Genomic DNA, 12723 nt, shown 5'->3' with positions numbered 1-12723 from the left:
GGCGCGCGAAGGCGCGGGTTCGCCCGGGGAAGACGAAAAGGCACCGATATGGGTCTGCAGGCTCTATTTTTCTATCTCTTCGCCTTCGTGGCGGTGGCGTCCGCCTTCATGGTGATTGCGGCCCGGAACCCGGTCTACTCCGTGCTGTTCCTGATCCTCACCTTCTTCAACGCAGCCGGGCTCTTCCTGCTGACCGGCGCCGAATTCCTGGCGATGATCCTGCTGGTCGTCTATGTCGGCGCGGTGGCGGTGCTCTTCCTCTTCGTGGTGATGATGCTCGACATCGACTTCGCCGCGCTGCGGGCCGGAGCTCTCGAATATGCGCCGGTCGGCGCGCTGGTCGGCATCATCCTGGCCGTCGAACTGCTGGTGGTGATCGGCGGCTCGACGCTTTCGCCGGAGATCGCCCGCAACTCGGCGATGCCGATCCCGCCGATCTCCGAACGCACCAATACGGCCGCCCTCGGCGACATTCTCTATACGCATTACATCTATTTCTTCCAGTTGGCGGGCCTCGTGCTGCTGGTCGCGATGATCGGCGCCATCGTGCTGACGTTGCGCCACCGCCCGAACATCAAGCGCCAGGACATTCCCAGGCAGGTCGCCCGCAGGCCGGCCGACGCCGTCGAGGTGGTCAAGGTCAAGCCGGGCCAGGGCATCTAAGGCAGGGCGGAGCAAGGATAAACATCATGGAAATCACCATTTCCCACTACCTCACCGTCAGCGCCATCCTCTTCATGCTCGGCGTGTTCGGAATTTTCCTGAACCGCAAGAACGTCATCGTCATCCTGATGTCGGTCGAATTGATCCTGCTGTCGGTCAATATCAACATGGTCGCGTTTTCCGCCTTCCTGAACGATATGGTCGGGCAGGTCTTCGCGCTGTTCATTCTGACCGTTGCGGCTGCGGAAGCGGCCATCGGTCTTGCAATACTCGTCGTCTTCTATCGTAACCGTGGTTCGATCGCCGTCGAAGACGTCAATATGATGAAGGGCTGATCGGGTCATGGATACCATCATCAAGGCAATCGTCTTCCTTCCGCTGATCGGCTTTCTCATCGCCGGTCTCGGCGGAAACGCCATCGGCGCGAAGGCGTCCGAATATGTCACCTCCGGCTTCATGATCGTCGCCAGCGTGCTGTCCTGGATCGTGTTCTTCCACGTCGCGCTCGGCGAAACGGAGATGATCAAGGTGAGCGTGCTGCGCTGGATCCAGTCCGGCGGCCTCGACGTCGAATGGGCCTTCCGGGTCGATACGCTGACGGCCGTCATGCTGGTCGTCGTCAACACGGTCTCGACGCTCGTCCACGTCTATTCGATCGGCTACATGCACCACGATCCGCATCGGCCGCGCTTCTTCGCCTATCTGTCGCTCTTCACCTTCGCCATGCTCATGCTGGTGACGTCGGACAACCTTCTTCAGATGTTCTTCGGCTGGGAAGGCGTCGGGCTGGCGTCCTATCTGCTGATCGGCTTCTGGTACAAGAAGCCGTCCGCCTGCGCCGCGGCGATGAAGGCCTTCATCGTCAACCGCGTCGGCGACTTCGGCTTTCTTCTCGGAATTTCCGCCATCTTCGTGCTGTTCGGCTCGATCAACCTCGAAACGATCTTCGCGACGGCCGCCACCTATCTGCCGGCCGAAGGGGCTGCGGACGCCGCCGATCCGGTGATCACGCTGTTCGGCCTGTCGCTGTCCAAATCGGGGGCGATCACCGGCGCATGCCTGCTGCTCTTCATGGGCGCGATGGGCAAGTCGGCGCAGTTCCTGCTGCACACCTGGCTGCCCGACGCCATGGAGGGGCCGACCCCGGTTTCGGCCCTGATCCATGCCGCGACCATGGTCACCGCCGGCGTCTTCCTCGTCGCCCGCATGTCGCCGATCTTCGAACTGTCGCAGGACGCCCTGGTGGTCGTCACGCTGATCGGCGCGATCACCGCCTTCTTCGCGGCGACGGTCGGCCTCGTGCAGAACGACATCAAGCGCGTCATCGCCTATTCGACCTGCTCGCAGCTCGGTTACATGTTCGTGGCGCTCGGCATCGGCGCCTACGGCGCGGCCGTCTTCCACCTGTTCACGCACGCCTTCTTCAAGGCGCTGCTGTTCCTGGGCGCAGGTTCGGTGATCCACGCCGTCGACGGCGAGCAGGACATGCGCCACATGGGCGGCCTCAGGAAGCATATCCCGGCCACCTTCTGGATGATGACGATCGGCACGCTGGCGCTGACCGGCGTCGGCATCCCGGGCACGGCCATCGGCTTCGCCGGCTTCTTCTCGAAGGACGCGATCATCGAGAGCGCCTTCGCCTCGCACAGCGCCGTGGCCGGTTTCGCCTTCACGCTGCTGGTGATCGCCGCGCTTTTCACCAGCTTCTATTCCTGGCGTCTGGTCTTCCTGACTTTCTTCGGAAAGCCGCGCGCCTCTGCGGATGTCATGCATCATGTGCATGAATCGCCGGCCGTCATGCTGGTGCCGCTCTACATTCTCGGCGTGGGCGCGGTGCTTGCAGGCGTCCTCTTCGTGGAATATTTCTACGGCCACGACTACGACGCATTCTGGCAGGGCGCTCTCTTCACGCTGCCCGACAACCATCTGGTTCACGAGTTCCACAATGTGCCGCTGTGGGTGAAATGGAGCCCCTTCGTCGCCATGGCGATCGGTTTCGTCACCGCCTGGTACATGTACATCCGTTCCCCGGAGACGCCGAAATATCTCGCCGGCCAGCACCGCGGCCTCTACCTCTTCCTGCTCAACAAGTGGTATTTCGACGAACTCTACGATTTTCTCTTCGTTCGTCAGGCCAAGCGGCTCGGCAGGTTCCTCTGGAAGAAGGGTGACGGCTCGATCATCGACGGCTTCGGCCCGAACGGGGTCGCCGCCCGGGTCATGGACGTTACCGGCCGCGTCGTTCGCCTTCAGACCGGTTATCTCTACCACTACGCCTTCGCGATGCTGCTCGGTATTGCAGCACTCGTTACCTGGATGATGCTCGGGAGTTCGATGTGATGACCGATTGGCCTATTCTTTCCGCGGTCACCTTTCTCCCGCTCGTCGGTGTGGCGCTTCTGCTGCTGACCCGCGAGGATAGCCCCTATGGGCGCCGCAATATCCTGAACGTCTCCCTGCTGACGACGGTTTTCACCTTCGTGCTGTCGCTCTTCATCTGGATCGGGTTCGACAATGCGGATCCGGGCTTCCAGATGGTCGAGAAGCACGCCTGGCTCGGCACGGGTATTTCCTACCATCTGGGCGTCGACGGCATCTCCATGCTGTTCGTCATCCTGTCGACCTTCCTCATGCCGTTCTGCGTCTTGGCGAGCTGGGAGACCGTCCGGACGCGCCTCAGGGAATACATGATCGCCTTCCTGCTGCTGGAAGTGTTCATGGTCGGCGTGTTCGTCTCGCTGGATATCGTGCTTTTCTACGTGTTCTTCGAAGCCGGTCTCATCCCGATGTTCATCATCATCGGCGTCTGGGGCGGCAAGGACCGCGTCTATGCGAGCTACAAGTTCTTCCTTTATACGCTGCTCGGATCGGTGCTGATGCTGCTCGCCATCATGGCGATGTACTGGCAGTCCGGAACGACCGATATCCGCGAATTGCTCGCCTATGACTTCCCGGCGAACATGCAGACCTGGCTATGGCTCGCTTTCTTCGCGTCCTTCGCGGTGAAGATGCCGATGTGGCCGGTGCATACCTGGCTTCCGGATGCGCACGTTCAGGCGCCGACGGCGGGGTCGGTCATCCTGGCCGGCGTGATGCTGAAGCTCGGCGGTTACGGCTTCATCCGTTTCTCGCTCGCCATGTTCCCGCTGGCGTCGGACTATTTCGCTCCCTTCGTCTTCGCGCTGTCGATCGTCGCCATCATCTACACCTCGCTGGTCGCGATGATGCAGGACGACATGAAGAAGCTGATCGCCTATTCGTCGGTCGCGCACATGGGCTATGTCACCATGGGGATTTTCGCGGCGAACGTTCAGGGCGTCCAGGGCGCGCTGTTCCAGATGCTGTCGCATGGCATCGTGTCCGGCGCGCTGTTCCTCTGCGTCGGCGTGATCTACGATCGCCTGCATACCCGCGAGATCGCGGCCTATGGCGGCCTCGTCAGCAATATGCCGAAATATGCGGTGGCTCTGATGGTCTTCACCATGGCGAACGTCGGCCTGCCGGGAACCTCGGGCTTCGTCGGCGAATTCATGACGCTGCTCGGCGTCTTCCGCGCCAACACCTGGGTCGCGCTCTTCGCCGCCACCGGCGTCATCCTGTCGGCGGCCTATGCGCTCTGGCTCTATCGCCGGGTGATCTTCGGCGGCCTGGAGAAGGAAAGCCTCAAGGCGCTTCTCGATCTTTCTCCGCGCGAGAAGCTGATCCTCTATCCGATGGTGATCCTGACGATCTTCTTCGGTGTCTATCCGGCGCCGGTGTTCGATGCCACGGCGGCTTCCGTCGATGCGTTGCTCAACCACTATTCCGCGGCTCTGCAGGCAGCGCAGTCCATTGCGCTTTCGGCGAACTGACGACGGGACTTGAAGAACATGACTGCTGATACAATCCTCGCCAGCCTTCAGCTCTCGACGCCGGAGATCATCCTCGCCGTCGGCGCCCTGGTCCTGCTGATGATCGGTGTTTTCTCGGGCGAGAGGTCCGGGACGACGGTTGCAGGCCTTGCGGTGGCGCTGCTTGTCATCTCCGGCCTCTGGCTGGTAACCGTGACGGGGGAGGGAGAAGCCTATGCGGGCGCCTTCGTCTCCGACCCCTTCGCCAAGTTCATGAAGGTGCTGGCGCTGATCGGCTCGATCACCGCCATGGTGATGACCGTCGGCAATGCGCGCTCCGACCAGCTCGACCAGTTCGAGTTCCCGGTGCTGATCGTGCTGGCCACGCTCGGCATGCTGCTGCTGATCTCGGCGAATGACCTGATCGCCCTTTACCTTTCGCTGGAGCTCCAGTCGCTCGCCCTCTACGTCGTGGCCGCCATCAATCGCGACAGCGTCCGCTCCACGGAGGCCGGCCTGAAGTATTTCGTGCTCGGCGCTCTTTCCTCCGGTCTCCTGCTTTACGGCATGTCGCTCGTCTACGGTTTCACGGGGCATACCGGCTTCCAGGAAATCGCCGCGGCGCTGACCGCCGAAGGGCGCTCGCTCGGCCTGGTCTTCGGTCTCGTCTTCGTGCTCGCCGGCTTGGCTTTCAAGATTTCCGCAGTGCCGTTCCACATGTGGACACCGGACGTCTACGAAGGCGCGCCGACCCCGGTCACGGCGTTCTTCTCCGCCGCGCCCAAGGTGGCGGCCATGGCCATGATGGTGCGCATCGTCATCGAGGCGTTCGAACCGATCGTCGCCGACTGGCAGCAGGTCATCGTTTTCATCTCGATCGCCTCGATGGTGCTGGGCGCCTTCGGTGCGATCGGTCAGCGCAACATCAAGCGCATGATGGCCTATTCCTCGATCGGCCACATGGGCTATGCGCTGGTGGGGCTGTCCAGCGGCTCGATGGCCGGCGTGCGCGGCGTTGCGCTCTATATGCTGGTCTATATGGTCATGACGCTCGGCGCCTTCGCGTGCATCATCGCCATGCGCCGCAAGGAGGGCGAGAGCGTCGAGAATATCGACGACCTCGCAGGCCTCGCCTCCACCAATCCCTTCATGGCGACGGCGATGACGGTGGTCATGTTCTCGCTGGCCGGCATTCCGCCGCTCGGCGGCTTCTTCGCCAAATACTTCGTGTTCATGGCGGCGATCGAGGCGCATCTCTATGCACTGGCCATCATCGGCGTGCTGGCCTCGGTGGTCGGCGCCTACTACTACCTGCGGGTGGTGAAGGTGATGTGGTTTGACGAGGCGGCCGGCGAGTTCGACCGCACGTCCGGCGAAATCAAGCTGGTTCTCGGGCTGAGCGCGCTGTTCCTCGCCGGTTATGTCGTCGTCGGCGGGCCGGTCGGGGCAGCGGCGGAAGCCGCAGCCAGGACGTTCTTTTGACCGCGCCGGAACGCGCGAGACGGATGTCGCTCGACGATTTCCGGCATGAGGCGCTCACCGACGTGGGCTCGACCAATACGGAATGCCTGGAGCGCGCCCGCAAGGGCGCGCTTTCCGGTCTCTGGATCACGGCGGAACGCCAGACCGGCGGCCGTGGCCGCCGCGGGCGGGCGTGGTCTTCCGAGCCCGGCAATCTCTATGCCTCCCTGCTCCTGATCGATCCTGCGCCGCCCGAGCGGCTCGGCTCCCTGCCGCTTGCCGTGGCCGTGGCGTTGCAGGCCGCGGTGTCGCGCGTCCTGCCGCTCGGTGCCCCGCCGGTCGTCATCAAGTGGCCGAACGACCTGCTGATCGAGCGGAGCAAGATCAGCGGCATTCTGATCGAGGGCGAAATCCTGCCGGACGGCCGTCAGGCGGTGGTGATCGGCTGCGGCATCAATATGGCGTTCGCGCCGGAAAACGGGCTTTACCCGCTGGCGCGGCTGCGCGACTTCGGCGCGAACGCGGCGCCTGAGGAGCTTTTCGCCCATCTCTTCCGCGATATGGCGGATGTGCTTGCGCTATGGGACGGCGGCCGCGGCGTCGCGGCGATCGTCGAGCGCTGGCGGGCGGCTGCGGGCGGGATCGGCGAGAAGATCGTTGTCAATCTGTCCGACCGCTCTATTTCCGGGCGTTTCGCGGGAATTGATGATACAGGACTCCTGACGCTCGAGCGGGATGGCGGAGGAACACAACTCATAGCCGCCGGCGACGTTTTCTTTACATAGGACAGATTGAACGTAATGACGAAGCAAGACGAACTCGTGTTCCTGCCGCTTGGTGGCGTCGGCGAAATCGGCATGAATCTGGCGCTTTACGGTTATGGCCCGAAGGCGAAGCGCCAATGGATCATGGTCGATTGCGGCGTGACCTTTCCCGGGCCGGAACTGCCGGGCGTCGACCTCGTTCTTCCCGATATCCGCTTTCTCGCGGAGGAGCGGAAAAATCTGAAGGGCATCGTGATCACCCATGCCCATGAAGATCATTACGGCGCGCTGAACGACCTTTGGCCCGGCCTGAACGTGCCCGTCTATGCTTCGCCGTTCACGGCCGGCATGCTGGAAGCCAAGCGCGATTACGAGCGCAGCCGCACGGAAATCCCCGTCACCATCTTCAAACAGGGCGACCGCATCAACCTCGGCCCGTTCGAGATCGAGGCCATCGGGGTCAATCACTCGATCCCCGAACCGATGTCGCTGGCGATCCGGACGCCGCTCGGCACGGTCGTCCATACCGGCGACTGGAAGATCGACCTCGATCCCTCGCTCGGGCCGTTGACGGACGAGCAGCGTTTCCGCCAGCTCGGCGAGGAGGGCGTTCTGGCCCTCGTTTGCGACAGCACCAACGCGGTGCGCGACGGGATTTCGCCTTCCGAACACGAGGTTTCGGAAAGCCTGCGTAAGGTTATCGAAGCCGCCGAGGGGCGGGTGGGGATCACCACCTTCTCCTCCAATGTGGGACGCATACGCTCTATCGCCCAGGCGGCGGAGGCCGCCGGCCGCGAAGTGCTGCTGCTCGGCAGTTCGATGAAGCGCGTCACTGCGGTTGCGCGCGATATCGGCCTGATGGAGGGGATCAAGCCTTTCATCGCCGAGGACGAGTTCAGCTATACGCCGCGAGACAAGATCGTCGTCATCCTGACGGGCAGCCAGGGCGAGCCGCGCGCCGCGCTTGCCAAGATCGCCCGCGACGAGATGCGCAATGTCGCCTTTTCCGATGGCGACACGATCATCTTTTCCTCGCGCGCCATTCCCGGCAACGAGAAGGCGATCAACGACATCCGGAACGGGCTTGTCGAACAGGGTATCCATGTGATCACCGACGCGGAGGCGCTGGTGCATGTGTCCGGCCACCCGCGCCGGAATGAGTTGCAGCAGATGTACGATTGGGTGCGGCCGAACATGGTTGTCCCGGTGCACGGGGAGGCGGTGCATCTGACCGCGCATGCGGAACTGGCCAGCCAATCCGGAATCGCGGACGTTCCTCGGGTCAGAAACGGCGATATGCTGAAGCTGGCGCCGGGCGCGCCGGAAGTGATCGACGAGGCGCCGCACGGGCGGATATTCAAGGACGGCCGTCTGATCGGTGATTATGACGAGATGGGCATCGGCGAGCGGCGTAAGCTTGCTTTCGTCGGTCATGTCGCCGTCCACGTCGTGCTCGACGGCCGTTACGATTTTCGCGACGATCCGGAGGTGGAGCCCTTTGGCCTGCCGCGGTTCGACGACGAGGGCGAGGATATGGCCGATACGCTCTACGACGCCGTTCTCGGAGCCGTGGAAAGCATTCCGCGCGCGCGCCGCAAGGATCTGGCGACGGTAAGGGAGGCGATCCGCCGCGCGGTCCGCTCCACCGCCAACGAGATCTGGGGTAAAAAGCCGATCGTCACGGTTTTCCTGACGAAAACCTGATGGCGGCCACCGGCTTCCGGCCGGGGCTGAAAATGGAAGGGGACCGGGAACGATGATCGGCAAGGTCAATCACATCGCTATCGCCGTTCCGGACCTTCCGGCGGCGGTCGCAATCTATCGCGATATGCTCGGGGCCCCGGTCTCCCAGCCGCAGCCGCTGCCCGATCATGGTGTAACCGTTGTTTTCGTGGAATTGCCGAATACAAAGGTGGAGCTTCTGGAGCCGCTTGGCGGGTCATCGCCCATCGCGGCCTTTCTGGAAAAGGCGCCGGCCGGGGGGATACATCATATCTGCTATGAAGTGGATGATATTCTCGCCGCTCGCGATCGCCTGGCGGCGGCCGGCGCACGCGTTCTGGGCGACGGCAATCCGAAGATCGGCGCGCACGGCAGGCCGGTCCTGTTCCTGCATCCCAAGGATTTTTGTGGCACGCTCATCGAACTGGAGCAGGTGTGACAGCAGGCCGCGCGCCCGGCCGGTTTGAACTGGCGCACCGGCTGGGCTAAAGCAACTTCCAGCCGACGCGTGATCGCTTCGGCGCCGGACGATGCGTTGAAAGCAGCAATCCGGAGCATTTTCCGTGAACCGGAGTCCGCGGAAAATATTCTGAAAGAAGCGGAGCCGACCGGCTGGCGTCCGGATCCCCGAGAGGACCATCAATCCATGCAGATTTTCTCCCATGTGGCCGTCTATTTCATCTTCTGGTGGCTTACTCTCTTCGCGGTCCTGCCCTTCGGCTTGCGCACCCAGGCGGAAGCTGACGATGTCGTGCCCGGCACGACCGAAAGTGCGCCGGCGCGTTTTCGCGGCAAGCGCGTGTTCGTCTGGACGACCGTCGTTTCGGCGGCGGTCTACCTGCTGTGGTATGTTCTCTCGGCACGTCTCGGTTACAATATCGACTCCATCCCGGAGTTCATCCCGCGGTTCGACTGACGCGGGGACACACGACCTTCCTGCCTGCGATGAGCATATCGTTCCTGCCGTCCCGGAAAATCGGGAACGGATATTGCGTGCGCGTGGGGAAGCCATGATGGCGCCGGCCCGGGCGCACAACGATGTCCGGCTTGTTGGAAAGCAAGGCGGGAACGGGGATCACGCGAATTGTGGCGGAATGCCGGTCCTGCGCGTCTTTGACGCATGGATTTATCGTCTGCACGAGATATAGGGGAGCGCCCAGGCAAAAGGCAAAAAAAAACAAGGCGTAAAGGCCTTGTTTTAAGGTATCGCGTGATCCATATCCGTTACCGGCGGCGGCGACTGAAGCGCGCCAAAGATCCAATCCTCCCAAGACTTGACCGCGAAATTGGCGGAAATTTGTCCATCCCGCCTATTTTGTGGGCTGAAACTAGCCCAAACTGTGGGCGTTGTCACCCGCTTTTTTGCAATTTTGCGACAGTGGAATAAAATTTTTTCGTTGACATGCCTGCGGCCATTGGTCTCTCCGCCGCCCGCTCCTGCCGTCTTCACGCAAGAGTGAAGGTTCCGCGCCGCCCCGGGGGCGGTCGCCCCGGTTTTCCGGCGCTGTGTTGCGGGTTTCCTTCCCGTGACGAAGCGTTTATGAACGCTTGAAAATCAACGTCAGTGCGCCGATTCCCCGGAAGCGGCAAACAGGTCAGTTCGGAACCCGTCATGCGCCTTTCCCGCTTCTTTTTGCCCATCCTCAAGGAAAATCCCAAGGAGGCCGAAATCGTCTCGCATCGGCTGATGCTGCGTGCGGGCATGATCAAGCAGCAATCCCAGGGCATCTACAGCTGGTTGCCGCTCGGCAAGCGCGTGCTGGACAAGGTGAACGCGGTCATTCGCGAGGAGCAGAACCGCTCCGGCGCTATCGAACTCCTGATGCCGACGCTGCAATCGGCGGAGCTTTGGCAGGAAAGCGGCCGCTACGACGCCTATGGCAAGGAGATGCTGCGCATCAAGGACCGTCAGGATCGCGCGATGCTCTACGGTCCGACGAACGAGGAGATGATCACCGACATCTTCCGCTCCTATGTGCGGTCCTACAAGGATCTCCCGCTCAATCTCTACCATATCCAGCTCAAGTTCCGTGACGAGATCCGCCCGCGCTTCGGCACGATGCGCTCGCGCGAGTTCCTGATGAAGGACGCCTATTCCTTCGACCTGAGCCGCGAAGGGGCCGAGCACGCCTATAACCGCATGTTCGCGGCCTATCTGCGCACCTTCTCGCGCCTTGGCCTTCAGGCCATTCCGATGCGCGCCGATACCGGCCCGATCGGCGGCAATCTCAGCCATGAATTCATCATTCTCGCCGATACCGGCGAGTCCGAGGTCTTCTGCCACAAGGATTTTCTCACGTTCGGCGTGCCGGGCGAGGATACCGACTTCGAGGATGTCGCCGGCCTTCAGGCGATCTTCGACAAATGGACCTCCCGCTACGCCGCGACGTCCGAAATGCACGATGCGGCGGCCTTCGAAGCCGTGCCGGAAGGCGATCGCGTCTCCGCCCGGGGCATCGAGGTCGGCCATATTTTCTATTTCGGCACGAAATATTCCGAAGTCATGGGCGCGAAGGTGCAGGGACCCGACGGCAAGGAGCATGCCGTCCACATGGGTTCCTACGGTATCGGGCCGACCCGCCTTGTTCCCGCCATCATCGAAGCATCGCATGACGAGAACGGGATTATCTGGCCGAAGGCGGTGGCCCCCTTCGACGTGACGGTGATCAACATGAAGACCGGTGACGCCGCCTGCGACGCGGCCTGTGAAAAGCTCTATGGCGCCTTGACCCGGGCCGGCATCGATACGCTCTATGACGATACCGACGAGCGGGCGGGCGCGAAATTCGCTACCGCCGATCTGATCGGCGTGCCGGTGCAGGTGATCGCGGGGCCCCGTTCCGTCGCCGCCGGCGAGATCGAGATCAAGGACCGCAAGACCGGCGCGCGCGAAACCCTGACCATCGAGGCGGCGATCAACCGCCTTGCCTCCGGCAATTGAGCGGGCGCAGGCGCGCCTTGTAACGGGAGAAACCATGGCTGACGCAGCGAGCGGTGATACCGCAGCCTCTTCGCAGGGTTTCGCGAAAAGCCGCCCGTTTTCCGCTTTCGAGCGCATGGTGGCCTGGCGCTACCTGCGCTCGCGGCGCAAGGAGGCGTTCATTTCGGTGATCGCCGGCTTTTCCTTCATCGGCATCATGCTGGGCGTGGCGACGCTCATCATCGTCATGGCGGTGATGAACGGCTTCCGGACCGAATTGATCTCGCGCATCCTCGGCATCAACGGCCATATGATCGTGCAGCCTATCGACAGCCCGCTCAACGATTACACGGCGCTTGCCGATCGGCTGTCGGCGGTGGCCGGCGTCAGGCTGGCCATCCCGCTGGTCGAGGGGCAGACGCTTGCCTCCGGAACGGCGGGGGCGGGGACCGGCGCGCTGGTGCGCGGCATCCGGCCTGACGATCTGGCCCGCCTGAAGACCGTCTCGGACCATATCAAGGACGGCGATCTCGTCGGCTTTGCCGCCGGATCCGGCGTCGCCATCGGCGCGCGCATGGCCGAGGCGCTGGGGCTTGGCGCCGGCGGGCAGATCACGCTGGTCGCACCCGACGGCGATGTGACGCCGCTCGGGGTCAATCCGCGCGTGAAGACCTATACGGTCTCGGCGATCTTCGAGATCGGCATGTCGGAATATGACGCCTCGATCATCTATATGCCGCTGGAGGAGGCGCAGCTCTATTTCAACAGCGAAGGCGTCGTGCAGTCGATCGAGCTTTTCATCGATAATCCCGACGCCGTCGATCAGTTGCGCCAGCCGGTCGAGGCCGCGGCGGAGCGGCAGGTCTTCATCACCGACTGGCGCCAGCGCAACCGCACCTTCTTCTCGGCGCTGGAGGTGGAGCGGAACGTCATGTTCATGATCCTGACGCTGATCGTGCTGGTGGCGGCGCTGAACATCATTTCCGGCCTCATCATGCTGGTGAAGGACAAGGGCAGCGATATCGCCATCCTGCGCACCATGGGGGCGACCTCCGGTTCGATCATGCGTATCTTCTTCATGACGGGAGCGGCCATCGGCACGGTCGGCACCTTCGCCGGCGTGCTGCTCGGCGTCGTCGTCTGCCTCAATGTCGAGTCGATCCGCCAGTTCTTCTCCTGGATTTCCGGAACGACGCTGTTCAATCCGGAACTCTATTTCCTGAGCCAGCTTCCCGCCGACATGAATGCCGGAGAGACGCTCTCCGTCGTCCTGATGGCGCTGGCGCTTTCCTTCCTTGCGACGATCTTCCCCGCCTGGCGCGCGTCCAAGCTCGATCCCGTCCAGGCGCTTCGCTACGAATAG

General features: G+C 62.6%; 11 protein-coding genes. All 11 read left to right on the top strand.

Going from position 1 to position 12723, the window contains the following annotated elements; translation table 11 throughout:
* Positions 1-48: 48 nt before the first annotated feature.
* The 11 genes from KYK29_RS11675 to KYK29_RS11625 all read left to right on the top strand — a co-directional run bounded on the left by KYK29_RS11675 (position 49) and on the right by KYK29_RS11625 (position 12723).
* Positions 49-663 carry an NADH-quinone oxidoreductase subunit J gene (locus tag KYK29_RS11675; RefSeq protein WP_254691067.1) on the top strand — a complete coding sequence of 205 codons (615 nt, stop codon included), beginning with the start codon at positions 49-51 and terminating at the stop codon, positions 661-663.
* 26 nt (positions 664-689) lie between these two features.
* A complete protein-coding gene (gene nuoK / locus KYK29_RS11670; RefSeq protein ID WP_254691066.1) occupies positions 690-998 on the top strand; it encodes an NADH-quinone oxidoreductase subunit NuoK in 309 nt (102 codons plus the stop codon).
* A 7-nt stretch (positions 999-1005) separates the two neighbouring features.
* Positions 1006-3003 (top strand): NADH-quinone oxidoreductase subunit L, encoded by a 1998-nt coding sequence (gene nuoL, locus KYK29_RS11665; RefSeq protein ID WP_254691065.1) that lies wholly within the window; start codon positions 1006-1008, stop codon positions 3001-3003.
* Positions 3003-4514, top strand: a complete 1512-nt coding sequence (locus KYK29_RS11660; protein WP_254691064.1) for an NADH-quinone oxidoreductase subunit M — start codon at positions 3003-3005, stop codon at positions 4512-4514. The genes nuoL and KYK29_RS11660 overlap by 1 nt, the downstream gene beginning before the upstream one ends.
* A gap of 18 nt (positions 4515-4532) precedes the next feature.
* Complete coding sequence (gene nuoN, locus KYK29_RS11655; RefSeq protein ID WP_254691063.1) at positions 4533-5975, top strand: NADH-quinone oxidoreductase subunit NuoN; 1443 nt, start codon at positions 4533-4535, stop codon at positions 5973-5975.
* A gap of 23 nt (positions 5976-5998) precedes the next feature.
* Positions 5999-6739 carry a biotin--[acetyl-CoA-carboxylase] ligase gene (locus KYK29_RS11650; protein WP_254691062.1) on the top strand — a complete coding sequence of 247 codons (741 nt, stop codon included), beginning with the start codon at positions 5999-6001 and terminating at the stop codon, positions 6737-6739.
* Positions 6740-6754: 15 nt separating this feature from the next.
* Positions 6755-8422 carry a ribonuclease J gene (locus KYK29_RS11645; protein ID WP_254691061.1) on the top strand — a complete coding sequence of 556 codons (1668 nt, stop codon included), beginning with the start codon at positions 6755-6757 and terminating at the stop codon, positions 8420-8422.
* A gap of 52 nt (positions 8423-8474) precedes the next feature.
* A complete protein-coding gene (mce, locus tag KYK29_RS11640) occupies positions 8475-8879 on the top strand; it encodes a methylmalonyl-CoA epimerase (RefSeq protein ID WP_254691060.1) in 405 nt (134 codons plus the stop codon).
* Between the two features lie 207 nt (positions 8880-9086).
* Positions 9087-9356 carry a DUF1467 family protein gene (locus KYK29_RS11635; RefSeq protein ID WP_254691277.1) on the top strand — a complete coding sequence of 90 codons (270 nt, stop codon included), beginning with the start codon at positions 9087-9089 and terminating at the stop codon, positions 9354-9356.
* A 696-nt stretch (positions 9357-10052) separates the two neighbouring features.
* Entirely contained in the window at positions 10053-11381 is a 1329-nt protein-coding gene (gene proS, locus KYK29_RS11630) for a proline--tRNA ligase (protein ID WP_254691059.1), read from the top strand.
* Positions 11382-11415: 34 nt separating this feature from the next.
* Entirely contained in the window at positions 11416-12723 is a 1308-nt protein-coding gene (locus KYK29_RS11625) for a lipoprotein-releasing ABC transporter permease subunit (protein WP_254691058.1), read from the top strand.

It is taken from the genome of Shinella daejeonensis (assembly GCF_024281235.1).
Lineage (GTDB): Bacteria > Pseudomonadota > Alphaproteobacteria > Rhizobiales > Rhizobiaceae > Shinella > Shinella daejeonensis.
The sequence above is the reverse complement of the archived record's forward strand: the minus strand, read 5'-3'. Positions and strand labels throughout refer to the sequence as shown.